Origin of the sequence: Noviherbaspirillum album, from assembly GCF_035916955.1 — a bacterium.
GTDB lineage: Bacteria > Pseudomonadota > Gammaproteobacteria > Burkholderiales > Burkholderiaceae_D > Noviherbaspirillum > Noviherbaspirillum album.
Map to the genome: position 1 here is coordinate 17755 of NZ_JAWIIV010000027.1, position 26460 is coordinate 44214.

Consider the following 26460-nt stretch of genomic DNA (forward strand, 5'->3'; position numbering starts at 1 on the left):
GCCCACTTCATTTCAGTGGACAGAAAATTTAGACTTTCTTGCCCGTTTTCGGCCACAAATCTTTCGACGGTAGTTTAATCATCCAACGGTTCGACGATAGCCCCAAAAACCAGCAAATTTTATGGATGAAGCCATAAATTTGGTAGCAATTGGGTTTAAACCATCATTATCACCGTTTAAAATAGGAATTCCTCCAACTATTGCTGACGCACGTTCGCCAGCCTGCCTAATGATCACAATCAGCACATCCAAAGGCCTTATAAAGGTAGAAAACTGGGATGAGATTCAAAACCGCTTCGGGTTCGTAAAGGATCTCGACGCATCAGCGCACAAACTAGACACCATCATTGGGCGCTATAAGTTTGAAGATAAGGTTGCTTGTGGTCTGTCGCACTGTCGTACTCTGCATTCACGAGGGTACATCGTAACGACCAAAGATGGTCACGAGACGAACATTGGCAAAGACTGCGGCAGGAAATACTTCGGAGTGGATTTCGAGATTTTGGCTAATCAATTCGACCGCGACCTCACCGAACAAGAAAACAGAGAATTTCTCTGGAATTTCAAGCTCCGGTTGCCAGAGTTGCGGGCCCGTATTGAGGCGATGCGAAAAGGAGCCAAAGGTGCAGATTGGGTGCATAGATATAGTGATCTACTGATTACTCCTTCCACGCGTTGTCCGAAAGAGATTTCCAGACAAGTAGCTGACATGGTGAAGACCAAGTCTAATTCCCTCATCATTTCACGGGAAGCTACGGAACAGGAGATCCAGAAAATGGAGAACGATCAGAAGAAGTCTTTACCAAGACCGCACTATGTTCATGAGACGATTGCCCAAATAGCAGGCCTCGAAGCACTATACCCGGAGAACAATCTCAAAAAGCTGCTGGTGCTGGACTTGGAAGAAAACATCAAGGCTCTTAACGACCTGAACATCGATCTACTGTCATTCGAGCAGTTAAGTCGTTGGAAACGATGGGCAGGAACAGTCGAGAATGTGCTTGAATCGGCAGCGTCCATTGTCAGTACAGGGCACGTACTTCTGACTTATAAAAATCTCAAGCCTCTTGTCAATGTGTTGACTGACCACCGTGAGATTCCGTTTTTCGAGGGTTTCCTCGCGGCCCTCAACGGGACACCGGTACATAGCTAAGGATTTGCGAGGCTTTTAGATTGGCGAATGGTTTAAAGGCCTCGTAGCTCTAGTGATGTTCCACAGTCACTTATTACAAAAGCCGCCTTGGTGGGAATTGGTAGCAACTTCGGCCGGTTTTTTGTGCGTTTTATCCAATTCGTAGTCCTTTTATGCTTTTCAACAGTTTTTAATAAGAACCCGTAACAGGCGTCATAAAACCTTCAAAGGTTAGTGGATACTTCTTTCTTACGCCAGAATTAGTGAAGGACTTTACATAAGGAAACTTCTATATTTTTTTACTTGCTGGCTCGCCCCAAGTTACGGCACCTGTCACCATTGGCCAGGTTGTCCGCATTAGAATCGCTGCTTAATTCCTGATCCAGATGAGTCGGTTTAATACCGGCCTCCCGCCATACCGAAGATTTACAGCGTATCGGCATTTTGCCTGCAATTGCAACTGCTCTTGCTCATCCAATTGAAACATCTTGTTCCGATCCAACTGCCAGCCTGCACGTTTGAGCAGCACGTGGATCCGTCACTAGCCATACCCGCACGCGCCAGCACACGATTTCACGCATGCGCTACCTCAGCGCCACCTACGGCTCGTTCAAGCTTGAGGACTACTGAGTGCAGCTAAAGCAGGGCGACAGATCCAATACCGTAGTCTTAAATTCTCGTCGCGGTACTGTCATGGTCGGTGCCATCGTGAGATGACCGACTGACTGTGAGGGTATCTTTGTAGTTTTCCGAAAGCCGGTACTTGTATTCCTTCGGCTAAATGGAAGCACCTATCCGGTCCGTCAATGCTTCCCCATTGATGATCCCCCCACAAATCAACGAGTGAAAGCTTGCAATTCATATTAGCTAGGGTGACGCTGTACCAGCGCTTTCAGCCGTGCCTCAAGCTCAAATAGCGAGTACGGTTTGACGAGATAATCGTTAGCTCCAACGTTGAATCCGGCAGCGATATCCGCGTCCATATCACGGGCAGTCAGCATCAAGACTGGAGTTGCGATGCGGTGTTCAGAGCGTAATCTTTGGCACACTTCCAAACCGTCCAAATCTGGAAGAGAAAGGTCCAGAAGGATTGCATCATGATGTTTAGCTAGAGCGCGCCTGAGGCCGATGGTGCCATTGTGTGCAACGTCCAATTTATAGTCTAGTGGCTCTAAATATGCTGCTAGGTTGGCAACGATATCTAAGTTATCTTCGATGATCAGAATATGCATGGGTTTAACAACTCCTTTACATCAAATTGTAACTTGCCTGCAACTATTGCAGTCGCTTGGCGGTAAGCCCGATGCGTTTTCAATATTCGACAGCCGTCTTTTGCAGAAAACTAGTTCGCGGCCTTGTCTGCATCACTGGCTTGCTCCAGGATCTCTTTACCGCCCAAAAAAGCCACCACGACGACCACCAAGCCAATAAGAAGGTCTGGGATGGGGGATTTGAAATACATGACGGCCAAGCCCGAGAGGGCGATGCCCGCGTTAGAGTACATGTCATTGGTGGTGAACACCCATGACGCTTGTAAATGCACACCTTCCCGCCGATGCGAACGCAACAAACGCAGGCAATAAAGATTGGTTAGCGCATTAGCGATCGCTGCAATAATCATTATCATGCCTGCGGGCTCTCCTCCGGAGAAAAACCGGCGCATCACTTCGATCAGAAGCCCGAACGACAGCACGAACAGAAATAGTGCCGACAGCCGCGCGACACGTGTTTTGGCAACGATAGTACGACCAACTGCGTAGACACTAACCGCATAAACAAGACCGTCCCCAAGATTATCGAGGGCTGCGCCCATCAGGCCTGTGGAATGAGCAAGCAAGCCGACGATCCCAATGACGATGGCCTGTCCAATGTTAATAAAGAGTACCTGCATTAGCGTCCTACGCTGTGCGGCATCTCTGGCATCCAATGCAATCTCACTCTCTTCGTCATCTCGTTTCTTATCCATTGCCATCCTTCATGAATGCCACTATTGATCAAACTTTCCACATGCCGCCCCGCCCCTGCTGCCAACGTCATGCATGCCTGAATTAGTAAATCGCCGGCTGCCTCATCGTTCCCCTTAGCAGATTGCAGATGTAACGCCTCTCCTTCTCTTATCGGCATTGGCGCTCAACTGCCTGGATCACTGGAGCGCGCCGCTGTGCAACGCGGCACTGCACGCTTGATTCGATGGTGCCACTTTACAACCACAAGCGCCAAGGCACCGAGCAAACCGGTCGCGGCAAACAGGTGGGCTGGAGTGTTGCCAAACCTGACAAACGGCGTCCTACCAGCGCGACCATGCGCCATGGCGTTCACGATCGACGCCTTATGCGCCGGCGCCTGACGTACCACTCGGCCCCGTTCATCAATGACCGCGGTGGCGCCTGTGTTCGTCGCCCGCAGCATATAGCGCCCCGTTTCGAGCGAACGCATTTGTGCTATTTGTAGATGCTGAGGGATCGCCAGGGAGTCACCAAACCAAGCGAGGTTGCTCATATTTACCAGCAAAGAAGACTGCGGAAGCGCAGACGCCAACTCTTCGCCGAAGACGTCCTCAAAACAAATATTGATAGCAACTTTTTCACCGGCCAATGACAACACGGATGGTGCAGGGTCGCCGGCCGACATATCACTAAAAGGAATCTGCAGAACCTTTAGCAGCCCGCCCAATATTGGCTTGGCCGGAATATATTCTCCGAAAGGCACCAAGTGCCGCTTACGGTACGTCTGCACCGCAGAGACACCCGTGCTGATGGCACTATTGTAGTATCGGCCATTTGTTTTCCCTGTGGTCCGCTCCACGACGCCTACAATGATATCGGCCTGTCGGCGCCGCGCGAAGTCGGCAAGATGCTGTCGGTATGCTGCCGGAATCTGGTCGGCATACAAGGGTAGCGCTGTTTCCGGCGTTACAATCAGTTTGCCGGTGCTTTGTTCAATCAGCGAGCGATATGCGTTCAACGTGTATTCCAGCTGCTCCGGCTGCCATTTCAGGTCCTGCGCAATATTGCCTTGAACAAGTGACACGGGAATGGGAGCACCTGAGGGAGTCGTCCAGGCGATTAGCTGCAATAACGCGCCTCCGCCCCAGATTGCGCATAGTATTGCAAGCAGCGACAGACGCGCTCGGGCCGACGCAGGTGACAAAAACGCATACGCCAGCATTGACCCGCTGGCCGCAACAATGGCGGATAAGCCGTACACACCCACGATCGGAGCGAATCCGACGAGCGGACTGTCAGGGACCTGCGAATATCCGACTGCAAGCCAGGGAAAACCGGTGAACAGCGTACCCCTCAGCAGCTCCGACGCCACCCATATCGATGGCATGACAAAAAAATATACAGCCTGTGACCTGTGGCGAACCAGCCAGCCAAGGACGCTGGCGAAGGCGATGAACAGAGCCAGATACGCACAAAACAAAGTTGTGATGACGACCGCAGCTGCGGTGTTTAATCCTCCATACTCGTGCAAGCTGACATAGACCCAGCTGACGCCAGTGCCAAACGTCCCCATGCCAAAGACAAAACCTACCAGCCCTGCAGCCCGCATTGACTCCTGTCGGGCTACAACAGCAAACAGGACGGCAAGAGCCAGGACCGGTACTGGAAAGGCATAGAAGGGAGCGTATCCTAGCACCGCGAGCATGCCAGCCAAGAAGGCATACGTGCTCCCGCGCACCAAACTAAGGCCTTTAATCTTGTTTATGCACGCACCTTGTCGTTTGACACACTGCTGAATGGCATTTGCGTGAATCATGCACACCTTTTGGCATTTGTTTACTGGTCAACTCTGGCATAGTGTGCCGCCGGCATCGAGTGTTGGTTTCCTCAAGGCTGCGTGTTCGGCTAACGCTTTGCCTCAACCGGGAGGGCCTTGGTTTCAGGCGGATAGCAAACACCGAGCAATTCATAACAGCCCTGGTATTTGGCGATAATGGCTGGTACGGCGCCCTTCCCTTCGAGATGCACCGTGACGACAAACGGCTTGGTATAGACCTCGGAGCGGCCAAACGTTTTGTCTTGCTTGATAACTCCCGGCGGGTAATCGATACGGCTAATACGTACTCCCTGTGCATTCTGAAGGGAGATAGCAAGACGTTCCCTGTACAGGTAATAATTCGGCCGTATCGAGTAATCCACGGCAATCCTTGTCGCATCCATTTGCCGTACCTTGACGCTGAAGGCTTCATCCGGCGAGACCGGTTCCGGCACACGTCCTGTTATCTTTTCGAATAGTGATGGAGTCTGTGCGAATGCGGTCGGAGCTACAGTAGTCAACGCCGCTGCACATAGTGCCGCTTGTAGCAACAGTCGCAGGTCACAGTGGGTAGACAGGCACGCTTTCATATCAGGTTTTCTCCAATTTCGGCGTCTCGCGCAAGGTGGCAAGTACCATGAGGGCAGCACCGCAGACAATTCCAATATCTGCGATGTTAAACGCTGGCCAATGCCACCCGCCAACGTGGAAATCCAAATAATCGACGACATAGCCGCGCAGACCACGGTCAAACGCATTGCCAAGCGCCCCTCCAAGAATCAAACTGTAGGCCACGGCCTGCAATTCCGGTAGCGCTTTGCGTAGCTCCAATGCGAGCCATATTGAAATGACGCAGGCCAATACGATAAAGAAGTATCGCTGCCACCCACCAGCATCGGCGAGAAAGCTGAATGCAGCGCCAGGATTACGGGCGTGCACCAAGTTGAAGAAATCTGTGAAAGGAATGGCTTGGCCATATGGCATCCAGTTATGGACAGCCGCCTTTGATCCCGCGTCCAATAAAAAGACCAGCAGCGCTACGACATACCACTGCAAGAACTTTCCCGTTGGGTTGTTACCGCGGGTGATTGTATAGACTTTATTGTTCATGATGTTCCTTAAGAATCGGCCGAATCCCAGTCGATTCGGGAGCCGGTTTAACTGTATTCGGGCTAGCGCTTTCCGGACTGCAGGCCGGTAGACGGCCAAGCAAGTGCACAACCGGTACTACCGCGATTCGTATCCCTTGTCCACGTATTTCGGCCCAATCGCTGCGGGCGATTGCCACCCGCAGCATCCACAGGTGCGCGACGAAGTGCGGGCCCAGTAATAAATGACCGGCGATATGTGCCTGCTGAAGCAAGGCAAGGGACCGGTCCAGGTTGCCCGCAGCGAAGGCAAGCTTCGCCTGCACGAGGAGGCGGTGGAAGTGAATTTGCGACGCGAGGAAATTGCCATCCTTGGGTAGGCGTAGTACCAGCCGGGTTGCCAACCATGCCGAGACCATCCCGATGAGCGCCCCGGTCACGACATCTGTTGGGAAGTGAGCGCCACTGGCAATACGTGACCAGCCCACCCAAACGGCGAAGATGGGCAGGATGCCACGGTACGCTGGTCGAAACAGTGACCAGAGTACCACGGACACCAGGCCGGCATAGCTGGCATGCCCGCTTGGAAAACTGTAGTGATCGGATGGTAAGCCGATGACACGTACTTCAGCGCCGAGGACAGTCAACGGGCGGGGATAGTCAAATCCCAGTTTCAATGTGGCTACAATACACCACGCCAGAACATAGCCGGTCATCAGGCGTCTGGCCGTCCACTGCAGTTGCACCGCTGTGTCATGCTGATGCCAATCGCTGGCCATCTTTGCGGTCAGCAGCAATATGCCTGCCAGAACCGGCATTGCCGCGTAATCGCCGACGGCATTTCCAATGGCAGCAAAACTGTCAGTAAAATCGCTTCCACGCTGGTTGATTGCCTTGAACAACGCCAGGTTCCAGCCATGCCAATCATAAAGCAGCGCCTTCAGGCTCATTTACGCAGCAATCGCAATCCATTGAACACCACCAGCAAGCTGGCGCCCATATCGGCGAATACAGCCATCCACATGGTTGCATGGCCGGTGAACGTCAGAATAATGAAGATCGCTTTGATGGCCAGGGCCAGGACGATGTTTTGCGTCAGGATGCCAGAAGTGGCACGGGATAGACGCACAAAGGAGGCCACCTTGCGCAAATCGTCGTCCATCAGCGCCACATCTGCCGTTTCAATTGCCGTATCGGTCCCCGCGGCACCCATCGCAAAGCCGATATCGGCCTTGGCCAGTGCCGGAGCATCATTGATGCCGTCGCCGACCATGCCAATGGTGGCACCGCGCTGGCCCAACTCTTCAACCACACGCAATTTTTGTTCTGGTAGCTGGTTGCCGCGTGCATCATCGATGCCGACCTGCCGAGCGATCGCAAGCGCAGTATGTTCATTGTCGCCAGTAAGCATGATGGTTTTCACGCCAAGCTCGTGCAGCTCCGCAATCGCCTGCTGACTGGTTTGCCGTACCGTGTCAGCCACACCAAAGAGTGCCAGAACGCGGTCTGCATTGCCTAGCATGACCGCGGTACGGCCCTGCCGCTCTAGCGCTTCGACCTTGCTCGCTACTTCCTCGTTCAGTTGGCCACGTTCATTCGCCAGGCGTTGATTGCCAAGCCAATAGGACACCTGATTCATCTTACCTTCAACACCACGCCCCAACAACGCGCGAAAATCATCGACCTCCAGGTGGGCGGCGGATTGTGCGTCGCCATAGGCGGCTACCGCATGGGATACCGGATGGTCTGAACGTGAGGCAAGGCTGGACGCAAGAGCCAACACCAGGTCTGGGCTCGAGGCTAGCGGTTGATATTCGGTCACGCTCGGCTTACCCAGCGTGATGGTTCCGGTCTTGTCGAGTGCCAGCCAATTCAGCTTGCGGCCTTGTTCGAGATAGACACCGCCTTTGATCAGGACGCCCTTGCGCGCGGCTGCGGCCAGACCGCTGACAATCGTCACCGGGGTGGATATGACCAGTGCACACGGACAAGCGACCACCAGCAGAACCAGTGCTCGGTACACCCAGTCATACCATGCTTGCCCAAATGCCAGCGGAGGCACGACGGCAACTAACAAGGCGACAAGAAAAACTGCCGGCGTATAGACCTTCGAGAACTGATCGACAAACCGCTGAGTCGGCGCCTTTGTTCCCTGTGCTTCTTCGACTGCATGGATAATGCGGGCCAGAGTCGTGTTGTCCGAACGTGCAGTGACTTCGAATTCGAAAGACCCGGCTTCGTTGATGGTACCGGCAAAGACAGGATCGCCGACTCCCTTCTCCACCGGTACGCTTTCACCGGTAATCGGTGCCTGATTAATCGTCGACTGGCCACTGACGACTTTGCCGTCCAGCGGGATGCGCTCGCCCGGCCTGACGCGAACCTGCGCGCCAATGGCAACCGTATTGGCGCTAACCTGCGTCCAGGAACCGTCAACCTGACGTACCGTTGCCGTCTCCGGTGCCATATCCATCAACCCGCGAATGGCGTTACGTGCCCGGTCCAGCGATTTTTGTTCGATCAACTCAGCAAGGGCGAACAAGAACATGACCATTGCCGCTTCCGGCCACTGCCCGATGATCAATCCACCGGTGACCGCAATAGACATCAACGCATTCATGTTCAGATTGCGGTTCTTGACCGCAATCCAACCCTTCTTGTACGTGTCCAGTCCGCCGGAAAAAATCGCTCCAAGCGCCAGCGCGATGACCAACCAGTTGGTACCCCCGTTAACCCAATGCACGACTTCCGCAGCCAATGCGGAGGCGCCGGAAAATGCCATCGGCAACCACGCATAACGAGACACTGGCGACCTTGCTTCGTTCTCGCTTGCAACCACGGAGGACTTTTTCTCCGCCGCAAGCCCAATCTCCTGTAATGCACGCATGGCGGCATCCAATGCCTCCGGTGCATGCGTCAGGGTCAGTGTGCGCTGCATCAGGTTGAACTGCATATCCTCGATGCCAGGCATGCCGGTGAGGCGCTTGCGTATCAACGCCTCTTCGGTCGGGCAGTCCATCTTCGAAATGACTAAGCTCGTTCGCGTGCCACGGTTGCCTCCAGTAACTTCTTGCGCTTTCATCCCGATGCCTGACAAGGCCTTCATCAGAGGTGCGGTGGATTGCATCGTGTGGCTAACCTTGAGGGTGCGCTGCATCAGGTTAAAATCCAGTCCCGTAACGCCAGACATCTTGCCAAGGCTTCCACGTATCAAGGCTTCTTCGGTCGGACAGTCCATGTTCTCAATACGGAACATCGTTTGCCTGTCGCCCGACTTCATGGTCGTCGGCCGACTCAGGGAAATGGCAGTCATGCCTGTGCAGCCACAGGAGTCTGCAGGAGACATGTCGCTGCTGCAGTTTGAAGCTTCCCCGCTGCCTGGCTTGATATGCCTGTCTGAGCCTTCCTGCGGTGCAAAGCCGATGCCGGTTAATGTCTGCCTCGCCCGTGCCAGCACCGCCGCTGTACCAGTCAATGTCAACGTACGTTGCTGCAAGTCAAATCTCAATGCATCGAGGCCAGGCTGGTTTTTCAAGGCGTCCCTTATCAGGCGCTCCTCGGTCGGGCAATCCATATTCGGAATAAACAACGTTGCTTCTTCATTCGTCAACGAACTTGTTACCTCGGACGCCTCTTCCGCGTTCATGCCCACCGCCGACAATGCGGAAAGCAACGGTAATGGCGATGGCAGCGTATGGGATACTGTCAGGGTACGCTGTTCCAGATCAAACGTGAGTTCGTGAACACCGGGGATATTTCCTAGACCATTGCGTATCAGCCGTTCCTCGCTGGGGCAGTCCATGTTGAAAATTCTGAACGAGGTCTTGGTCAAGGGTGCTTCCACAACCGGCTTCACCGAGCTTGATGCCGTAGGATCTGCCAATGAGGAGGTGCAAGTGGCCGCGCAGGCGGGGACCTCAGCGCTGTTCTGAGGTTGTGGCGCAAACCCGATATCAGCGAGCGCTTGCAAAATTCCATTATCCGCACCAAGGCTGTGGGTAACGACAAGGCTTCGTTTTTGCAGGTCAAATTGCAGGGCCTCGATCCCGGCCATCGTCTCAAGGCGTTTCCGGATCAACCCTTCTTCATTTCTGCAATCCATGTTAGGAATGAAGAAATTCGAAGTCACGGTGTTACCCGCCTTTGTGCCAAGTTCTCTGGCTTTCATGCCAATGTCAGACAGAGCGTCGAGCAAGGGGGCAATTGAAGAAAGGGTATGTGTTACCTTGAGTTGGCGTGCGGCCAGATCAAATTCAAGCGCCTCCATCCCTGAGACAGTCGCAAGTCGCTTCCGGATCATGGTTTCTTCAGAGCGGCAATCCATATTTTCAATATGAAATAGTGCCTGCTTCACCACGAGACTGCTATCCGCATCCGCTGTACCAGTGCAGCCACAACCGCCTGCAGTACTTTCTTTCGATATGCAATTATTCATCTATTAACTCGGTAAAGGCATAATTCATGCTGCCATTTAAAACCATGAAGCAGCTTCAAGGTCAAGCATCATTTCAAATTGAGCACTTTCGATCTCTATCCGTATGATATATATAGGATTTCTCAGCATCAACAGATCGTTAGAGTTCGTCAGCCGCTCTTGACTTTATCGTAAAAAACTATAAAGTGATTACAAGCTTTTGGTGGAGATGACAGGTGGCAACGGATCATTTGAAGATCGGCGAATTGGCAAAGCGCGCTGGGTGTACGACAGAAACCATTCGATATTATGAGCGACATGGACTGCTGCCTGCGCCGTCGCGCACCGATTCGAATTACCGGATGTACGGCAGTGAGCACATCGAACGTCTTTCGCTGATACGTCATTGCCGTTCATTGGATATGACGCTCGATGAAATCCGTACCTTGCTACGATTTCGCGATGCCCCCAATGAAAACTGCGCTGATGTGAACGCGTTGCTGGATGCGCATATTGCGCACGTCCATGCCAGAATAGAAAGCCTCAAAGCGCTCAAGGTACAACTCAAGGAACTGCGTCGCCTGTGTGATGCCACCAACGTTTCCAAGCATTGTGGCATCTTGCATGATTTGGCGCATGAAGCTACCACACTTGCCCGGTTGAAGACGGTGGAGTGAACGGTATTACCGGTGACCGGCGTTATCAGTCTCTTTAAGCTACTGCGTCGGTGAACCGAAAAAATGAGCTAACGGCTTGGTTAAGATTGGATGACTGGACATGGCCAAAATGAATTGGACCGGAAGCGCCTGGCTTCGTCCAGGACTTGGCGTATTTCGTGGCAACGCTGGAGACAATGCTCTTCATGCGCATTATGCACATCAAGTCGCAATCGCTCTCGAAGGTGAAGTCGAGGTAACATTGGCTGCCAGCCGTCTGCGGGGCGCTGGCATTGTGATTCCAGCCAATATACGTCACCAATTGGCACCGCAAAAAGTATTGCTTATTTACCTCGATCCGACCAGCGCGTCTGGACGTGCACTATTTGCTGAAGCAGGCCCGCTGCCAAAAGCACTCCCTGCGCCATACTGCAAAAAGCTTCTGACTGCGGCCCAGTCGCAAGCATTCCTACAGCAGGCATTAACCGGTTCATTCAGCACAACTGCGCCTTCAACGGTCGACGAACGGCTTGTGGCAATTGTGGCCAAGCTGGAAGCGTCACTAGGCTCTGGCATCGATGTAAATCGGGACGCACTCGCGGCAATGGTCAATCTCTCCCCTAGCCGCTTTTCACATTGGTTCGTCGCCCAAGCTGGCATGCCGCTTCGGGGGTATCGGAAGTGGCTCCGACTGCTTCTGGCCCTCAACAACGTGGCACAGACCGGGCATTTGACAGAGGCCGCACACGCCGCAGGGTTTGCAGATTCGGCGCATTTTTCCCGAACCTTCCGGCAAATGTTCGGCATCAGTCCCATGGCTGCGTTGCAGCAAGTGTCGCTGCATGCGGAGGCTAGTAGTGGGGTCGTCAGCTAGCAGCCGCACCAACACCAACCTGCAGAGTCCATTTATAGTGGACCTTTGTTTTACAATGACTCCATCATCCGTTTGCAAGAGCTTTTGGTCATCATCGACGAAGCTGATTCCCACTATTGCTGCCCGCACGTTCTAGGGAAGCTGACGTCTAAAAATTAGATACCGGCTTGCTTCCAAAATCGGATAGCATTTTATATTTGGCTCGCATGTGCCGGCGGTCGTGAAAGGACATGTGATGGGATTAGTTCGTCAATCGATCATAGCCAGGCTTACCGCGTTGATACAGTGTTTCTGGCGCATGGCCGTGCCATTCTGGCTTTTTCGCAACGCAGCATATGGCACGCCGGAGCAGCGTGCGGCCAATTATCGATACAACCGTTCCTGCCGTCACCGACTTCCCTTCTATATCCTGAAGTGGATAGGGATTAGCGTCTGCATGATGCAGATAATGCACCTTCTCTCAGCGCTGATGGCGATGACCGTAGCTGATAGCTGGGCACACCTGTTCGCGACGATTACTTGCATGGTTGCCGGCGTTGGATTCGCGTTTGCATGTGCGATGCTTTCCCTTCTTGTCGGCAGCTATCTTTATCTAATCTGCGTCAAACGCTAGGCCTTTATGGCAGGACTTCACAGCGATGCAAGAGCCGGGGACAAAATGAATCGGGATCGGGAAGCGGTCTTCCCCGACAATTAGCTCTTTCGTTCAAGATATTGATCTGAATGCGGTTTACCCTTGTCGTGTACTGATAAGGGTAAACAATGAAATATTTGACGATTCGCTGGCTGAGTTATCCCGTGATCATGGTTGCCATCGGCATTGGCATTACGTATGCGATTGCAACCGGGCTGTCCTATTGGCCTTGGGTACCCGCCCTAGCCCTGCTTGGCATCGCCTGTGTCGCCGTTCTGGAACGCATTCAACCCTATGAGCGTGCGTGGCTGGTGGATCACAAAGACAGTCGTACCGACCGCATTCATTTCGTAGTGAATGCGACCGTACTCTTTGTCAGTATCGAGTTGTTATCAGTATTGCGTTCGTTGGCTGCCACTGGCAGCGCGTGGCCGGTGTCATGGCCGGTCTGGGTCCAAATACCAATTGCGATGATCATCATCGACTTTGGATTGTTCTTCATGCATTGGCTTAGCCACCGTCACGAATATCTATGGCGCTTCCATGAGGCGCATCACAGCAGTATGCGGCTTTACTGGCTGAATGGGGAACGGCGACATCCGCTCCATGCGGTAATGATGGCCTCACCCGGCTTGCTCTTCATCCTCCTCGCGGGCGCGCCGCCTAATATCATAGCGGCTGGTTTGGCGATTCTCTCTGTTCATCTCGCATTCCAGCATGCCAATCTCGACTACTCTGTCGGCATCTTCCGACATGCTCTCGGCGTTGCTGAAACGCACCGATGGCATCATAAGAAAGAGTACGAAGACGCGCAGGTCAATTTCGGCGAGATGCTGATGATATGGGACCACTTATTTGGTACGTATCACAACCCAGTACGGCGGCTTGGATTTGACGAGATCGGAGTACATGATCCCAATGCCCCTGCCACGTATCAGGGGCAGTTACTGCGGCCGTTTATACGACCACATGCAGCGCGCGATGCGATGTGACACGCCCACTGGAATTGTCAAACCAAGGCGACGTGAGGAGCAGCATCAATATCAATGTATTGAATAACGAATGATGATGCGCACAGCAATCTCTGCTTGTTACTCCCCTAACCCTTTCCAAATACCCCGCTCGCAATGATGACGTGGTACGACGGCCAGCGCCGGCTTATTTAAGGGGCTGGCCGTGTCTCTGCGTGATCAATGCGGCCAAGTCTTGCAATCAACCGTACATAAATCAGCTCGCTCATCAGCTCTACCAATGTTTGCGTGACAACGATTGCTGGCAAAACAGGTATGGCCCCGGGCACAGCTAACGCAAGCGGCAAAACGACGAGTGAATTACGCGTTCCTGCACTAAAGGAAACAGCACGCCCGGTGATTGAATCTAGACGGAAAAGCCAGGCGATGCCCCACCCGATCAAGGGAGCGAGCACCGCAAAGACAATGTAGAACGGCATTACGATCAACGCCACCTCGGTCGCGGAGCCAAGCTGTGGTAACACCGATGCAACAACAATGAATAACACAAGCGCTGTGGCCGGCACCGGCAAGAAGCTTAATGCCATTCCCACTCGTTGCCCAGTCCAGTGTCGAGTTGCCCAAATTTGCATGACGCCGGCGAGTACAAGCGGAACAGCAATCAGCCAGATGAAGGCATGAACGAAGGGACCAGGCTGGACCAATGCTGCAGCTTCGGCGCCGAGGAACAAACCGAGATAGATTGGTAGCAATGCCATTTGCATCACAAGAAGTGCCGGTGTTGCCGCCAGCAGCAGGCGGGCATCGGCTCGTCCTAGTTGGGAGAATGTCACCACGTAATCAATGCAAGGCGTCAGTAGAACCAGCAGCACGCCGAGGCGCACCAAAGGTTCAGATGGCAGGAACTGCATCATGGTCACTACGAGAAAGGGAATCGCCAAAAAGTTCGTCGTGAGCAGTGCAGCAAGAAACCGGGCATGGGCAAAGGCACGGCCAAGATCGGCCAAGGGTACCTGCAGGAACGTTACAAACAACATAACAGCGAGAGCGGGATTAATGGCGTTTTCGAACACGGTAGTGCCAGGTAGCAGCGATGCTGTCAGCATGGCCAAGACCACTGACGCAAGATAAATACCGACTTGCTGCTTCTCGAGGAGCTCTTTCATGCTATTTCTGTATCTCGTTAACGCCGCAAAGACGATCGCTTCGGTCATGGCCATCGATGCAAGGGCAAAGTGTGCATCACGACGCCTCATCGTTGAAGCGGCTCAGATTAGCCCTTATATCTTACCCACTGCTTCTTGCCCTTGGCGGGCCACCGCAGTACGACAGGCGGTATGCACCACATAAAACACTGCATCAGCGACAGATAGCCACATTTTGCCTCGGTAGACTCGTCGCCATGCGTCAAGTGACCGTGGCGGACGAAGAACACTCATTTATGTCCTTGTCCGCGCGACCGTTTCAAACCGGCTCGGGGAAGGTTCACATGTTCAATGCCCGGTTATCGACCGCGAGTGCCGCTTCCCTGATCGCCTCATAGAGCGTTGGATGAGCGTGGGAAATCCGGCCGATGTCTTCAGATGACGCAACAAATTCCATCGCCATCACGGCCTCCCCGATCATTTCGGAAGCGTAGGTACTGACGATGTGTACGCCAAGTACCCGATCGGTCTTCGTGTCGGCCAAAACCTTGACGAAACCTTGCACGTCACCGTTTCCGAGTGCTCTTCCGTTGGCGGTGAACGGGAATTGTCCCGCCTTGTAAGAGACGCCTTCCATTTTGAGTTCCTGTTCGGTCTTGCCCACCCATGCGACTTCAGGGCTGGTATAGATGATCGACGGGATGGCGCCGTAGTTCACATGGCCGGCCTGACCCGCTATGATTTCGGCCACCATCACGCCTTCATCTTCAGCCTTGTGAGCCAGCATGGGGCCACGCACGACGTCACCAATGGCATACACATTGGGTAGCGCAGTCTTGCAGTGCGCATCGACATCGATGAACCCGCGTGCATTGACTTTCAGGCCAATCGCGCCAAGATTCAAATTTTCCGTGTTCGGCACGCGGCCGATAGCCACCACGAGCTTGTCGCATTGGAAAGCCCGCTGCTGGCCTTCACGGTCCGTGTAAGTGACCTGAACGGAGTTGTTTCCTGTTGTGACTTCGCCAATCTTTGCACCGAGTTCAAACTTCAACCCTTGGTTGCCTAGGATCTTAAACAGCTCCTTGGACACCGCTGCATCACAGCCGGGAAGGAAATCTGCCATGGCTTCGAGGACGGTCACGTCAGCGCCAAGACGCCGCCACACCGATCCAAGTTCGAGTCCAATCACCCCCGCGCCGATGACACCAAGTCGCTTGGGGACCTCGGTAAAATCGAGCGCCCCCGCATTGTCACAGATCGTCACATTATCGACTGGAATCCCGGGCAAGTGACGCGCTTTGGATCCGGTCGCAATAATGACATTTTTTGCGTTAATCACGTCATCGAACCGCTTGCCCCGCACTTCGATCCGAAAGCCAGCGTCAGTTTTCGCACTGAACCTGGCGTGGGCCTTGATAAACGTCACCTTATTTTTTCGAAACAGGAATTCGATTCCCTTCGTCATTTTGGTAACGATACCCGCCTTGCGCTCTACCATTTTCTCCACATCCATCGAGACCCCGTTGACCGAAATCCCATGGGCAGCTACATGATGGACAATTTTTTCGTATTCCTCGCTCGACGCGAGCAAGGCCTTCGACGGAATGCAACCGACGTTTAGGCATGTGCCACCCGGACGGGGATCACCGTTCGGATCGGCATAGGGGTTGGCCTCAATGCACGCCACCTTCAATCCCAGCTGACCAGCGCGTATGGCAGCAATATACCCTCCCGAACCGGCCCCAATGATTGCTATATCAAACTGGTTTTCCATGTGGTTCTGTCCTGTTCAATATTCGTACATGCCCTACGGCTTCTTGTTCCCTACCCCACCAGCAGGTGCGAGCGTACTATTGCTGTTTTTTGCAGCCTGGGTCACCAACCAGTCCATGACCTGGAACGTCGCCGCATGCAGTGCCGATTCAGGCTGGTTGCGCAGGCCGGCTCCAACAATCGACGGAGAAGTCAGGTATTGACCACCGATAGCGATTAATGGCACACCATCAACTCCATACGCATTCTGCATTTGTGTCGCACGACTGACCTTGGCTTGCACCCCGAACGAGCTGTACAAGTCCATAAATTTTTGTTTATCAAGGCCCTGCTTGACTGCCCATTCTGCAACCTTGGCGTCCGTGTCCAGCCGGTTGCGCTCAACGTGAATGGCTTGGAAGACCTTGCCATGCAACTGATCGAGCTTACCCATGCCCTCCAAGGTGTAATACAACTTTTGCTGAGGTACGAAAGAATCACGGAAAGCGACCGGCACGCGTTTGAACACAATCTGGTCCGCATTCTTTCTTGCCCATGCAGTGAGGGGTTCATCGAATTCGTTGCAGTGCGGACACGAATACCAGAAAAATTCTGTCACCTCCACTTTATTGCCAGAATCAATAAGCTGTGCCTTTGGCAGAACGCGGTAGTCGGTCCCCTGCTGCGGGTTGGCAGGTGCGGCGTGAACAGGTATTGCCATGATTGAGCAGGCGAGGACAGCAAGCAGATTACGAAGTAAGCCCATGGAAACTCCTTTGCATGAATAATGACGTCGGGACGGAATGGTTAGCAACCAACATGTTTGTGCAATACTTAAACGCCATTGGATAATGGCTTTATGCCAGGAAAAACAGTCCAATAGCCTGCGTTAGGGTAGCAAGTAACCAGCCAAACCTTGTCGCGAACCCACCATCGTAAACGTTGTAGCTGGCATAAGGTCAAGGACTAGTCAAAGGTTATAGGGATCGTTGCCGACGCGATTCTTATCGTCTTCATGCGCGAAAAATACCGCATCTCGGAAAGGGGGGCCGCTATCCTATCCCTCCAAGTACGGGAAAAGTCTTGAGTAGCCATACGGCGAAACGCATTAATTGACCGCTCGCTACCGCGATCCCCATCACTACCATGATGATGCCGGTAACAATCTGCAATATGCGCCCCGCTCGCCGCAATGACCCTAGCCGCTTGGTGAAAGTGGTCATAAATAACGCGGCCAGTAGAAATGGGACCCCTAAGCCAAGCGCATAGACGCTAAGCAGAAGCATGCCGCTACTCACACTGCTGCTAGTCGCGCCAAGCGCTAGGATTCCCCCAAGCACCGGACCAATACATGGTGTCCAACCGAACCCGAATGCCATGCCCAGAAATAGTGCTGGCAAGGGACGACCACCGTTGACGGATGGATTGAAGCGGTAATAGCGCTGAACCCAAATAGGGGCTTTTACCGCCCCCATGACTACCAGACCGGCTGCTGCAATTGCGATTCCGGCGATAATATTCAATTCATAGCGATAGGCGAGGAACAGGCGCCCGATCGTCGTGACACTGGCCCCGAGTGCAATAAAGACGATCGAGAATCCGGCGACAAAGCATCCACTCAGGCCCAATGCCCGCCAACTTGCAGTCGCCCCGCTCTGCCCAGCATGGGCTATCGGAACTGTTCCGCCAGCGATATAAGACAGATAGCCAGGTACTAACGGAAGCACACACGGCGACAGAAACGACGCAATGCCACCGACAAATGCCGTCAGCAAGCCCGCTATTGAAAATTCAAGCAACATGAGCCGCTCCAGAAATGATGCCTTCCATTCTTAGTCCTCCAGTTAGTTTTTCATGGGTGACACGTTAGTCAGCTCGTCAATCAGCGCTTTCACTTCGGCACTGTCCCATTCAGCAGGACCAAGGGCGCGGCCGACTTCCCGACCCTGCCGGTCAATCAACAAGGTCGCCGGGACTGCGAACGCACCGAGTGCCGCGGATGCACGGGCATTCGAGTCAAAATATCCTTTCAGCGTCTTGACCCCGATCTCCCGGTAAAACGGTCCCACGAGAGCTGTGTCGCGATCGATGGACAAGGCGACAACTTCGAACGAAGGTCCGCCACGCTCTGCATTCAGGCGATCGAGCGAAGGCATTTCTTCACGGCAAGGTGGACACCAGGTTGCCCAGACATTGAGCAGCACAACCCGGCCACGGAAATCCATAAGAGACAAGGTCTTGCCGGCATCGTTGAGAAAGGAAATGTTTGGGATCTCCCGGGGAGTCGCCCAACGCAAAAACCGTTGCTCTCCAATTTTGATGGTTTCACTCGCTTCGTTGCTTTTGACCTCGCTCGTCGTGGCCTCGTATCGCAGTGCCACCGTCAAGCCTGCCGAAATACCCACAAGAGCAGCCAGGCTCAGCAAGCTCTTTTTTCCAAGTCTTCTCATACCAGCACTCGTTCAGTGTTCGTTATCGTGGTGGCTCGCCAGGAACCTTCTTTGCAGCCCGTGCCTGTTGGATGCCGTCTTCAATCGTACGCGCCTCATCCGACCCTGGAGGCAGCTGCGCATGTAACCTCTGCCAGTAATCGATCGCTGCTGCATAGTCGGCGCGTGCGAACGCGGCGGAGCCTGCCAGTGCGAGAGAAAATGCATGGGTCGGCTCCAGCCTTAGTGCTTTCTCAGCCAGCTCGGTCGGCTTACCGCTCAAGTTACCATCGCTATTGATAGCAAGTGTTTCTGCGTATTCAGCGAGCAACTGAGGGTTGTCATCAATAGCCTTTCCGGCTCTCGAAAAGGCAGCTGCGGCGTCCTCATGACGGCCCATCACCCGATAGGAGCGCGCCAGCATGATCCACCCGTTCGGGTCGCCTGGATTGCGTTGCAGTTTGCCCTCCAGTGTCGCCACCATTGCTTCTATGTCGGCGCGCGACACGGGTGGCGGACGCTGCGTTCCGGATTGCAGCGCATTGGGTGTTCCGGTCAATGCATAGAGTGTGAATGCGGCCAGCGGCAGCACGGCGGCGAGCGCTACGGCTGCCCCCTTTGCGCGGTACGTACGCTGCACCGTGATGGGGAGCGTGCCTGTCTCCTCCAGCACGCGGCGATGTAACTCGCGCTTCGCCTCTTCATAGTTTTCTGGCGTCAGCATGCCGCTGTCCCGATCCCTTTCCAGCTCTGCAAGCTGATTACGTAGGACTGCAGTATTGACGGCATTTCGTTCGACGCTACCGTCAGCCGGCACCCGCCAGAGTACCGGGAACAAGCGCAGTACGACTCCAGCTACTAGTGCTGTCGCAATGAGCAAGAATTGAATATTCATGATGATAGGTCACGGTCTCCGGTAGGCTGCAGCAACGCCTTGGCATGCTGCACGTCTTGTTCGCTCAAGGGATCACGGGGGATGCGTTGGTTACGCCGGCGCAGATACATTATCAACGCCAGGCTGCTGGCCACCAACAGAATTGCCGGTCCAAACCACAGCAGCCAGGTAATGGGTTTCAAGGGTGGCCTGTAACGCACGAAATCGCCGTACCGATCAACCATATAGGTCAGGATATCCTGATTGCTTTTGCCAGCTGCAATCTGTTCGCGGATCTGGCGCCGCAGATCGACTGCCAGATCGGCTCGTGAGCCTGCAATGGATTCGTTCTGGCAAACAAGACAACGCAGTTCGGTCGCGATATCGGCAAGACGTTGCTCGGCTACGAAGTCTTGTCCCTGCTCTACCGCGGCCATACCGGCCCAGGCAGGCATGATGAATGCGCAAAGCAGCAGCAATTTGCCTAAACATTTCATTGCCGAAGCTCCTTTATTAGGGGCAATAAGTGGCTGCGTACTGTCTCGGCAGTGATCGGGCCGATATACTTGAACCGGATCACCCCCGCAGCGTCGATCACGAATGTTTCAGGCACACCGTAGACGCCATAGTCAATGCCTACGCGTCCCTGGGTGTCAGCAACCGAAAGTACATATGGGTTTCCATGGCGCTTGAGCCATTCAAGCGCATCATCACGTGCATCCTTGTAGTTTAGTCCCACGATGTCGATTTCTTCGCCGCGAGCCAGATCAAGCAATACAGGATGTTCTTGAAGGCAGGCCGCGCACCATGACCCCCACACGTTGAGCAGCCACACTTTGCCGCGCATGGCGGATGGCGTAAAGGTCTGATCCGGTGTAGCAAGGCGCGTCAGCTCAAATTCAGGCGCCGGCTTGTTGACTAGCGGTGATGGGACCTCGCCAGGTTTCAAGGTCAGGCCCACTGCAAAGAAGGTAACGAGCACGATGAAGCCCGCCAACGGCCACATGAAGCGGTTCATCATGTCGCTCCCGCGGCTGCAAACGCGGCAGACCGCGCCTGAACTTTCAATCGGTAGCGCCGGTCGAGTACGGCAAGCAAGCCACCTAGCGCCATGAGCACACAACCGCCCCAGATCCAATCGATAAACGGCTTGTGATGAACGCGCACGCTCCACGCGCCTTCCGTGAGCGGCTCGCCAAGCGACACATACAAGTGTCTTAAGCCGTTGACATCAATTGCCGCCTCGGTCATCGGCATAGCGGAGGATGCGTAGGTTCGCTTTTCCGGATGGAGCATGCGTACAGTCTGACCGTCTTTCGACAACAGGACATCACCGACCGAGGCAACAAAATTGGTCCCATTGACCTGCCGTACGCCAAGCAGCGTGATGTCATAGCCACCTACTTGTATGACAGTGCCCGGGGCCATCTTCACATCCTTTTCCGTTTCATAGCTTGTCACAAGTGTCACGCCTGCAACAAAGCAGCCGATGCCAAAATGGGCGAGATGCATGCCAAGCCAGCTGAGCGGCTGCTTCCATAAGCTGCTACGGGTTGCACGCACGCGGCCGACCACACCGGCAATGACACTCGTGGCAATCCAGATCGCCAACCCGAGACCAATGGCAGTCATGATTGACCATCTACCCAGCATAAACGGCAGGCTGGCGCCACCAACCAACGCAGCCGCGCCAGGCCAGCGCAACTGTGTCAGCATGCTGCGCCACTCGGCGGCTTTCCAATGCGCTACCGGACCAAACGCGATCAGGAGCAAGGTCGGCACCATTAGCGGAACGAATACCGTATTGAAGTACGGGGGACCAACCGACAATTTTCCAAGGCCTAGCGCGTCGATAAAAAGTGGATAGAGTGTGCCAAGCAGGACGGCAGCGGCCGCAACCGATAACAGCACATTATTCAGCAAGAGGAGCGTTTCGCGGGACAGGAGCTGAAAGCGGCCACCCAGGCCAACTTTCGGTGCACGCAGCGCAAACAGGAAAAGCGAGGTGCCGACGACAATGCCCAACAGGATCAGGATGAAAACACCCCGGCGCGGGTCGGTCGCAAACGCATGAACAGAGGTCAATACACCTGAGCGCACCAGAAAGGCGCCCACTAGCGACATGGAAAATGTGCTGATGGCGAGAAGGACTGTCCAGTTCTTGAAGCTGCCCCGCTTTTCAGTCACTGCCAGCGAATGAATCAGCGCCGTACCGACCAGCCAGGGAATAAAGGAGGAGTTCTCCACAGGATCCCAGAACCACCAGCCTCCCCATCCTAATTCATAGTAAGCCCACAAACTTCCCAGGGCGATGCCTAGGGTAAGCCAGACCCAGGCGGCGGTCGCCCAGGGGCGCGACCATCGCGCCCACGCCGCATCCAACTGACCTGTGAGCAACGCCGCAATTGCAAAAGCAAAGACCACCGAGAAGCCGACGTACCCCATGTATAACATCGGCGGATGGAAAATCAACCCGGGGTCCTGCAGTAGCGGATTCAAGTCCCGACCTTCCAGTGCGGCAGGCAGCAGGCGTTCAAAAGGATTGGAGGACAGTAGAATAAATAGCAGGAAACCAGCCGATATCAAGCCGAGCACACCCAGCACCCGTGCGACCATCACGTCGGGTAACTGGCGTGATAGCACGCTTACCGCGCAAGCCCAGCCGGTCTGCATCAGCATCCACAACAGCAGCGACCCTTCATGTCCACCCCAAACAGCTGCCATCCGATACACGAGGGGCAACTGCGAATTGGAATTGTGTGCGACATAAGAAACAGAAAAGTCCTTGGTGATGAACGCCCACGTCAGACATGCGAAGCTGAGGCATACCAGCCAAAACTGGACGCGCGCCGAAGGCCGGGCGTAGGCTATCCAGGCACTTTGCGATCGGGCGGCGCCGACGAGACAGAGCACCCCTTGGGATAGCGCCACAAGCAACGTGAGAATAAGGGAAAAATGACCAATTTCTGGAATCATGATGACACGCTAGGGGTTGACGATTGTGGAGGCCTTGTTGGCCTGATCGAGCGCGTGCTGTGCCTCAGGCGGCATATAGTTCTCGTCGTGCTTCGCGAGCACTTCCTTGGCCCGGAACACGCCACTCGCTTCCAGCATGCCTTGGGCCACGACGCCTTTGCCCTCACGGAACAGATCCGGCAGAATGCCGGTGTAAATTACGGGCATGTCTTTAGCGGTGTCGGTGACGATAAACTGCACGCTGAGGCCATCGGCTTGTCGTTGGACGCTGCCGGGGCGCACCATGCCGCCGATGCGGAAAGTTCGCTGTTGTGGAGCCTCGCCTGCGCTGACTTGAGTCGGTGTATAGAAAAATACCAGATTGCTCTGGAAGGCGTTGAGCACCAAGGCCGCTGCCACGGCCAAGGACACCAGGCCCCCGACAATAATGGCTGCGCGCTTATGCCGATTTTTCATTGCAACTCTCCTTATGTAATGTGCTTTCCTGCCGGACGCTTGTCATTGCGGCACGCCGCCGCCGGCGAAGCAAGAGAGGTTCGGCAATCATGCAAAGCGCTGTGACGATGAACGAGCCCCAGACGTAGACTCCATAGCCGCCCATCGCAAAAAATTCCCCAGTTGTATTCCAGTTCATTGGTGAGCCCCCAGCCAATCTGCATGCCCTTCTCTTTCGACGATGATGCAACGCACCCGTACCAATGCTACCGCCGCCGCGTACATCCAGCAGGCGAGGGCCATGAGCAGCATGCCGATAAGCATTGGCATAGCCATCGAGGGCGCCTTAGTAAGGGACACTGATGCCCCCTGGTGCAGCGTGTTCCACCATTGCACGGAGAAATAGATGATCGGAATATTGATGACTCCAACTAGGGCGAGTACCGCGCCCGCCTTGTCGGCACGACGGGGATCCTCTATCGACGCTTGCAATGCGATGAAGCCTATGTACAGAAAGAGCAGGATCAGTTCCGACGTCAGTCGTGCATCCCAGACCCACCAGGCACCCCACATCGGCTTGCCCCATAGCGCACCTGTCCACAACGAAAGAAAGGTGAACAGGGCTCCCGTCGGCGCTAAGGCGGTAGCCATCATCCCTGATAACCGGCTATTGAGTGCCAAGCCTACGGCTGCCCAACCGGCCATGACTAGGTAGATGAACATGGACATCCACGATGCAGGCACATGAAAGAAGATAATCCGATAGCCTTCCCCTTGCTGCGCATCCGTCGGTGCAACAAAGAAGCCGACATAAAGCCCGAGAACGGCAGATACTGCCGCAGCCATCGACAGTAGTGGGATAAGCTTCCCGGCCAGCGGATAAAAGGTTCGTGGCGATGCGTAGGCAAACCAGTTTATGAAAGGTCTGTTCATCATTCGATGGCGATTCTGAGTGCGATTGTTGTAACGAGTGGTGAGAAAAATGCGGACACGATGAGGATGGCGCCGAGCAAAGACAAGTGCGCACCTGCGTCCAGTCCGTTGGAGTGGGCTTCGACGGCGCCAGCGCCAAATATCAGTACCGGTATGCAGAGCGGCAGCACCAGCAGCGCCACCAGCACGCCACCTCCACGCAAGCCGAGTGTCAGTGCAGCGCCTACCGCACCCAACAGGCTCAGGATGGGCGTGCCAAGCAACAAGGACAGCGCCAGGACGACAATCGACTGCGAAGGCATATCAAATTGCAGTGCAACGAAAGGGGCGAGCACGGTAAGCGGAAGCCCGAATAGCAACCAGTGGGCTGTCACCTTTCCGATAGCGAGAACCGGCAATGGAACTGCCGTCAGGCACATCTGTTCGAGCGTGCCGTCGAGATAATCCTGTTCAAACAACCGGTTCAGCGACAGCAGCGAGGCCAATAGCGCTGCTACCCAAAGCACACCCGGAGCGATTTGCCTCAGCGTGTCAGCCTCCGGTCCGATACCTAGCGGAAACAGGCTGGCAATAACCACATAAAAGGCCAGGCCGGTCACGGCTTCGGACTTGCGCCGTACAGCGAGACGCAGATCACGTTCAATGATCGCCCGTACAGACATCAGTATGCTTACCTGATTCATGAGCCTAACCGGCATGTTTGTACGGAACCGGTCAACGCAATGTCCTGATGACTCGTCAGTACGGCAACGCCGCCATGCTGAAGATGAAGATCAATGACGTGCGACAGCCATGTCACGGCATCGGCATCAAGTGCGGTGAGCGGCTCATCGAGAACCCATAATGGACGCGGATCCAGCAGCAGTCGTGCAAGCATCACCCGCCGTTTTTGGCCCTGGGATAGCGCTCGCGTAGACAAACACTCCCACCCGCCAAGGCCGACGTCTCTTAATGCGCTCCTCACCATGGTCGTGCTGACGGCACGGCCGCTCAGCGCCGCAGCGGTCATCAAGTTCTCCTCGGCGGACAATTCATCCTTCAAGCCATTGAGATGGCCACAGTACAGGAGCTGACCGCGGTACTCGTCGCCTAGCTGGCGAATCGGCGTGCCATTCCAGTACACTTGACCTGAGGTGGGACACGTCAGGCCCGCCAGCATGCGCAGCAGACTCGTCTTACCGCTTCCATTAGCTCCCTGCACCAGCAACGCCGTCCCAGCACTCACTCGCAATGTCAGATCTTGAAACAAGCGACGTTTGCCTCGTTGACAGGACAATCCACTTGCAACCAGCATTGGCAGCTGTGTCGAATCGGTGGGTAATTGGGTGGTATCGGCATAACTAGCCATGACAGTCCGCCCATTTCATCGATTTCATCGGTATCCATGGATAAGGAACGCAATTCCCCGCACTTGCGACATGCTGAAGTTGCTCATTAATGCAGACCACACGTGCTGGAGAGGACGTGCACTTGCCGCGTGGCGCGCGCACGTAAGTTGTGTTGATAGATGCCATGAATGACTACGGTTGCGTTTTGTATGGATGCGCGGAACTGAGCGACCTCTAAAGGTGGCCAATCCTGCCCGGCGATCTGTCGACGTGACGCTCGAGCTTCACCGCCGTTTTTTTCGCTTTCGGCGTTTAGCTTCGGCGCCTAGGTTGCGTTTTCGTGAGTCCGGTTTGCGTGTTTCCGTGCGCCCCGCCCTACTCCACAGAGCCGCGATGCCAACCAGGAATATGACGACAACTATGAGAAAGGCAAAATATTCGGCAAACGCAGGTGGAATCCGGCGTCCTGTAAGGTCGTACATGGTTGCTTTCACCGTTAAGCAGCAATGGTCGTAGCCAATGCTACGGCGTTACAGTAATGGCGAACGCGCTCACGATTGGCATGACGCGCAAGGCTGTTCACTTACATGGCAAGTACATGGGACATCACCGCAGCCCTGCCTTACAGCGGTACCGGCAGACGATACGAGTCAGATCGAATAGATGAGCCACTGAGGGCGTTCAGGGCGCTCAATAAACACGGATAAAACATGTCGCTGTTCCCACGCGTGAGGAGGGCAACCACCAGAGAATAAAGGCAATCTGCCAGAAATGGAAAACAGCGCCGTGCTGCCGGCATTGCAATTAGTACAATCGACATCCGTCGTTAGCGAGGAAAGTCCGGCCTTGTTATCTTCGTTGTCCGATTCTTGGTGTGCTTGTGCGGTATAGTCGATGCACATCTGACTGCTTATCGGAATCTCTTGCTGGCAATAGGCGTCCACCGCAGCCCAAGTTGTCTGGAGCGGGAAGATCAGAAACGCAAAGAGAAGAAGCAGGTTTTTCATCGCATCGCAATTGTGCCATAGGCTCGTGCTGCAACCAAGAAGCTTGA

27 protein-coding genes and 1 pseudogene are annotated in these 26460 nt (G+C 54.4%); 5 read left to right on the top strand and 23 right to left on the bottom strand.

Translation table 11 applies throughout. From position 1 onward, the window contains the following. Positions 1-121: 121 nt before the first annotated feature. On the top strand, positions 122-1153 hold the full coding sequence (locus RY831_RS23920) for a hypothetical protein (protein WP_326508886.1): 1032 nt from the start codon (positions 122-124) through the stop codon (positions 1151-1153). A gap of 842 nt (positions 1154-1995) precedes the next feature. On the opposite strand, the gene RY831_RS23925 is transcribed toward RY831_RS23920, so the two are convergent. From RY831_RS23925 to RY831_RS23960, 8 genes and pseudogenes are all read right to left on the bottom strand, one after another. Beyond that, positions 1996-2364, bottom strand: a complete 369-nt coding sequence (locus RY831_RS23925; protein WP_326508887.1) for a response regulator transcription factor — start codon at positions 2362-2364, stop codon at positions 1996-1998. A gap of 110 nt (positions 2365-2474) precedes the next feature. Continuing rightward, a complete protein-coding gene (locus tag RY831_RS23930) occupies positions 2475-3098 on the bottom strand; it encodes a cation efflux transmembrane domain-containing protein (RefSeq protein ID WP_326508888.1) in 624 nt (207 codons plus the stop codon). Between the two features lie 164 nt (positions 3099-3262). Then, the gene (gene lnt / locus RY831_RS23935) at positions 3263-4894 is read right to left on the bottom strand and encodes an apolipoprotein N-acyltransferase (protein ID WP_326508889.1); all 1632 of its coding nucleotides are present in this window, start codon (positions 4892-4894) and stop codon (positions 3263-3265) included. Positions 4895-4983: 89 nt separating this feature from the next. Further along, positions 4984-5484 carry a protein-disulfide reductase DsbD N-terminal domain-containing protein gene (locus RY831_RS23940; RefSeq protein ID WP_326508890.1) on the bottom strand — a complete coding sequence of 167 codons (501 nt, stop codon included), beginning with the start codon at positions 5482-5484 and terminating at the stop codon, positions 4984-4986. A gap of 1 nt (position 5485) precedes the next feature. Then, positions 5486-6004, bottom strand: a complete 519-nt coding sequence (lspA, locus tag RY831_RS23945; RefSeq protein WP_326508891.1) for a signal peptidase II — start codon at positions 6002-6004, stop codon at positions 5486-5488. Then, positions 5994-6932, bottom strand: coding sequence for a phosphatase PAP2 family protein (locus RY831_RS23950; protein WP_326508892.1), 939 nt, complete (start codon positions 6930-6932; stop codon positions 5994-5996). The genes lspA and RY831_RS23950 overlap by 11 nt, the downstream gene beginning before the upstream one ends. Continuing rightward, positions 6929-9865 (bottom strand): heavy metal translocating P-type ATPase, encoded by a 2937-nt coding sequence (locus RY831_RS23955; protein ID WP_326508959.1) that lies wholly within the window; start codon positions 9863-9865, stop codon positions 6929-6931. Before RY831_RS23955 ends, RY831_RS23950 begins: the two co-directional genes overlap by 4 nt. A 111-nt stretch (positions 9866-9976) precedes the next feature. Then, positions 9977-10417, bottom strand: a pseudogene (locus tag RY831_RS23960) (heavy-metal-associated domain-containing protein); the annotation flags it as partial. A 215-nt stretch (positions 10418-10632) separates the two neighbouring features. On the opposite strand from RY831_RS23960, the gene cadR reads away from it, so the two are divergent. The 4 genes from cadR to RY831_RS23980 all read left to right on the top strand — a co-directional run bounded on the left by cadR (position 10633) and on the right by RY831_RS23980 (position 13552). Continuing rightward, positions 10633-11073 (top strand): Cd(II)/Pb(II)-responsive transcriptional regulator, encoded by a 441-nt coding sequence (cadR, locus tag RY831_RS23965; protein ID WP_326508893.1) that lies wholly within the window; start codon positions 10633-10635, stop codon positions 11071-11073. A gap of 100 nt (positions 11074-11173) precedes the next feature. Beyond that, positions 11174-11926 (top strand): helix-turn-helix domain-containing protein, encoded by a 753-nt coding sequence (locus tag RY831_RS23970; protein ID WP_326508894.1) that lies wholly within the window; start codon positions 11174-11176, stop codon positions 11924-11926. 235 nt (positions 11927-12161) lie between these two features. After that, positions 12162-12539 (top strand): hypothetical protein, encoded by a 378-nt coding sequence (locus tag RY831_RS23975; RefSeq protein WP_326508895.1) that lies wholly within the window; start codon positions 12162-12164, stop codon positions 12537-12539. A 149-nt stretch (positions 12540-12688) separates the two neighbouring features. After that, positions 12689-13552: a sterol desaturase family protein gene (locus RY831_RS23980; RefSeq protein ID WP_326508896.1), complete on the top strand. Its 864-nt coding sequence runs from the start codon at positions 12689-12691 to the stop codon at positions 13550-13552. A 170-nt stretch (positions 13553-13722) separates the two neighbouring features. On the opposite strand, the gene RY831_RS23985 is transcribed toward RY831_RS23980, so the two are convergent. The 15 genes from RY831_RS23985 to RY831_RS24055 form a co-directional block, all read right to left on the bottom strand. Then, positions 13723-14745: an arsenic resistance protein gene (locus RY831_RS23985; RefSeq protein WP_326508897.1), complete on the bottom strand. Its 1023-nt coding sequence runs from the start codon at positions 14743-14745 to the stop codon at positions 13723-13725. 271 nt (positions 14746-15016) lie between these two features. Continuing rightward, the gene (gene lpdA / locus RY831_RS23990) at positions 15017-16453 is read right to left on the bottom strand and encodes a dihydrolipoyl dehydrogenase (protein ID WP_326508898.1); all 1437 of its coding nucleotides are present in this window, start codon (positions 16451-16453) and stop codon (positions 15017-15019) included. Between the two features lie 33 nt (positions 16454-16486). Continuing rightward, positions 16487-17197: a thiol:disulfide interchange protein DsbA/DsbL gene (locus RY831_RS23995; protein WP_326508899.1), complete on the bottom strand. Its 711-nt coding sequence runs from the start codon at positions 17195-17197 to the stop codon at positions 16487-16489. A 286-nt stretch (positions 17198-17483) separates the two neighbouring features. Further along, a complete protein-coding gene (locus tag RY831_RS24000; RefSeq protein WP_326508900.1) occupies positions 17484-18233 on the bottom strand; it encodes a cytochrome c biogenesis CcdA family protein in 750 nt (249 codons plus the stop codon). Between the two features lie 42 nt (positions 18234-18275). Then, positions 18276-18881 (bottom strand): TlpA family protein disulfide reductase, encoded by a 606-nt coding sequence (locus RY831_RS24005; protein ID WP_326508901.1) that lies wholly within the window; start codon positions 18879-18881, stop codon positions 18276-18278. 22 nt (positions 18882-18903) lie between these two features. Then, positions 18904-19755 (bottom strand): c-type cytochrome biogenesis protein CcmI, encoded by an 852-nt coding sequence (ccmI, locus tag RY831_RS24010; protein ID WP_326508902.1) that lies wholly within the window; start codon positions 19753-19755, stop codon positions 18904-18906. Then, a complete protein-coding gene (locus tag RY831_RS24015) occupies positions 19752-20231 on the bottom strand; it encodes a cytochrome c-type biogenesis protein (protein WP_326508903.1) in 480 nt (159 codons plus the stop codon). Before RY831_RS24015 ends, ccmI begins: the two co-directional genes overlap by 4 nt. Next, the gene (locus tag RY831_RS24020) at positions 20228-20755 is read right to left on the bottom strand and encodes a DsbE family thiol:disulfide interchange protein (RefSeq protein WP_437126323.1); all 528 of its coding nucleotides are present in this window, start codon (positions 20753-20755) and stop codon (positions 20228-20230) included. The genes RY831_RS24015 and RY831_RS24020 overlap by 4 nt, the downstream gene beginning before the upstream one ends. Continuing rightward, positions 20752-22710 (bottom strand): heme lyase CcmF/NrfE family subunit, encoded by a 1959-nt coding sequence (locus RY831_RS24025; RefSeq protein WP_326508904.1) that lies wholly within the window; start codon positions 22708-22710, stop codon positions 20752-20754. Before RY831_RS24025 ends, RY831_RS24020 begins: the two co-directional genes overlap by 4 nt. A 9-nt stretch (positions 22711-22719) precedes the next feature. Beyond that, positions 22720-23166: a cytochrome c maturation protein CcmE gene (ccmE, locus tag RY831_RS24030; RefSeq protein WP_326508905.1), complete on the bottom strand. Its 447-nt coding sequence runs from the start codon at positions 23164-23166 to the stop codon at positions 22720-22722. Further along, the gene (gene ccmD / locus RY831_RS24035; RefSeq protein WP_326508906.1) at positions 23150-23344 is read right to left on the bottom strand and encodes a heme exporter protein CcmD; all 195 of its coding nucleotides are present in this window, start codon (positions 23342-23344) and stop codon (positions 23150-23152) included. Before ccmD ends, ccmE begins: the two co-directional genes overlap by 17 nt. Continuing rightward, positions 23341-24078 carry a heme ABC transporter permease CcmC gene (gene ccmC, locus RY831_RS24040; protein WP_326508961.1) on the bottom strand — a complete coding sequence of 246 codons (738 nt, stop codon included), beginning with the start codon at positions 24076-24078 and terminating at the stop codon, positions 23341-23343. The genes ccmD and ccmC overlap by 4 nt, the downstream gene beginning before the upstream one ends. Continuing rightward, the gene (gene ccmB, locus RY831_RS24045) at positions 24078-24761 is read right to left on the bottom strand and encodes a heme exporter protein CcmB (protein ID WP_326508907.1); all 684 of its coding nucleotides are present in this window, start codon (positions 24759-24761) and stop codon (positions 24078-24080) included. Before ccmB ends, ccmC begins: the two co-directional genes overlap by 1 nt. After that, positions 24758-25426 carry a cytochrome c biogenesis heme-transporting ATPase CcmA gene (ccmA, locus tag RY831_RS24050; protein WP_326508908.1) on the bottom strand — a complete coding sequence of 223 codons (669 nt, stop codon included), beginning with the start codon at positions 25424-25426 and terminating at the stop codon, positions 24758-24760. The genes ccmB and ccmA overlap by 4 nt, the downstream gene beginning before the upstream one ends. Before the next feature lie 630 nt (positions 25427-26056). Continuing rightward, positions 26057-26413 carry a hypothetical protein gene (locus tag RY831_RS24055; RefSeq protein WP_326508909.1) on the bottom strand — a complete coding sequence of 119 codons (357 nt, stop codon included), beginning with the start codon at positions 26411-26413 and terminating at the stop codon, positions 26057-26059. Positions 26414-26460 lie beyond the last annotated feature (47 nt).

Coding starts and splice junctions, on each gene's coding strand:
- RY831_RS23925 (WP_326508887.1), bottom strand. CDS start 2,364: ATGCATATTCTGATCATCGAAGATAACTTAGATATCGTTGCCAACCTA.
- lpdA (WP_326508898.1), bottom strand. CDS start 16,453: ATGGAAAACCAGTTTGATATAGCAATCATTGGGGCCGGTTCGGGAGGG.
- RY831_RS24005 (WP_326508901.1), bottom strand. CDS start 18,881: ATGAGAAGACTTGGAAAAAAGAGCTTGCTGAGCCTGGCTGCTCTTGTG.
- RY831_RS24000 (WP_326508900.1), bottom strand. CDS start 18,233: ATGTTGCTTGAATTTTCAATAGCGGGCTTGCTGACGGCATTTGTCGGT.
- ccmA (WP_326508908.1), bottom strand. CDS start 25,426: ATGGCTAGTTATGCCGATACCACCCAATTACCCACCGATTCGACACAG.
- RY831_RS24025 (WP_326508904.1), bottom strand. CDS start 22,710: ATGATTCCAGAAATTGGTCATTTTTCCCTTATTCTCACGTTGCTTGTG.
- RY831_RS23985 (WP_326508897.1), bottom strand. CDS start 14,745: ATGACCGAAGCGATCGTCTTTGCGGCGTTAACGAGATACAGAAATAGC.
- RY831_RS23970 (WP_326508894.1), top strand. CDS start 11,174: ATGGCCAAAATGAATTGGACCGGAAGCGCCTGGCTTCGTCCAGGACTT.
- ccmE (WP_326508905.1), bottom strand. CDS start 23,166: ATGAAAAATCGGCATAAGCGCGCAGCCATTATTGTCGGGGGCCTGGTG.
- RY831_RS23930 (WP_326508888.1), bottom strand. CDS start 3,098: ATGGATAAGAAACGAGATGACGAAGAGAGTGAGATTGCATTGGATGCC.
- RY831_RS23940 (WP_326508890.1), bottom strand. CDS start 5,484: ATGAAAGCGTGCCTGTCTACCCACTGTGACCTGCGACTGTTGCTACAA.
- lnt (WP_326508889.1), bottom strand. CDS start 4,894: ATGATTCACGCAAATGCCATTCAGCAGTGTGTCAAACGACAAGGTGCG.
- lspA (WP_326508891.1), bottom strand. CDS start 6,004: ATGAACAATAAAGTCTATACAATCACCCGCGGTAACAACCCAACGGGA.
- RY831_RS23995 (WP_326508899.1), bottom strand. CDS start 17,197: ATGGGCTTACTTCGTAATCTGCTTGCTGTCCTCGCCTGCTCAATCATG.
- RY831_RS23950 (WP_326508892.1), bottom strand. CDS start 6,932: ATGAGCCTGAAGGCGCTGCTTTATGATTGGCATGGCTGGAACCTGGCG.
- ccmC (WP_326508961.1), bottom strand. CDS start 24,078: ATGAACAGACCTTTCATAAACTGGTTTGCCTACGCATCGCCACGAACC.
- RY831_RS23975 (WP_326508895.1), top strand. CDS start 12,162: ATGGGATTAGTTCGTCAATCGATCATAGCCAGGCTTACCGCGTTGATA.
- RY831_RS23920 (WP_326508886.1), top strand. CDS start 122: ATGGATGAAGCCATAAATTTGGTAGCAATTGGGTTTAAACCATCATTA.
- ccmI (WP_326508902.1), bottom strand. CDS start 19,755: ATGAATATTCAATTCTTGCTCATTGCGACAGCACTAGTAGCTGGAGTC.
- RY831_RS24015 (WP_326508903.1), bottom strand. CDS start 20,231: ATGAAATGTTTAGGCAAATTGCTGCTGCTTTGCGCATTCATCATGCCT.
- RY831_RS23980 (WP_326508896.1), top strand. CDS start 12,689: ATGAAATATTTGACGATTCGCTGGCTGAGTTATCCCGTGATCATGGTT.
- ccmB (WP_326508907.1), bottom strand. CDS start 24,761: ATGAATCAGGTAAGCATACTGATGTCTGTACGGGCGATCATTGAACGT.
- ccmD (WP_326508906.1), bottom strand. CDS start 23,344: ATGAACTGGAATACAACTGGGGAATTTTTTGCGATGGGCGGCTATGGA.
- RY831_RS24055 (WP_326508909.1), bottom strand. CDS start 26,413: ATGAAAAACCTGCTTCTTCTCTTTGCGTTTCTGATCTTCCCGCTCCAG.
- RY831_RS24020 (WP_437126323.1), bottom strand. CDS start 20,755: ATGATGAACCGCTTCATGTGGCCGTTGGCGGGCTTCATCGTGCTCGTT.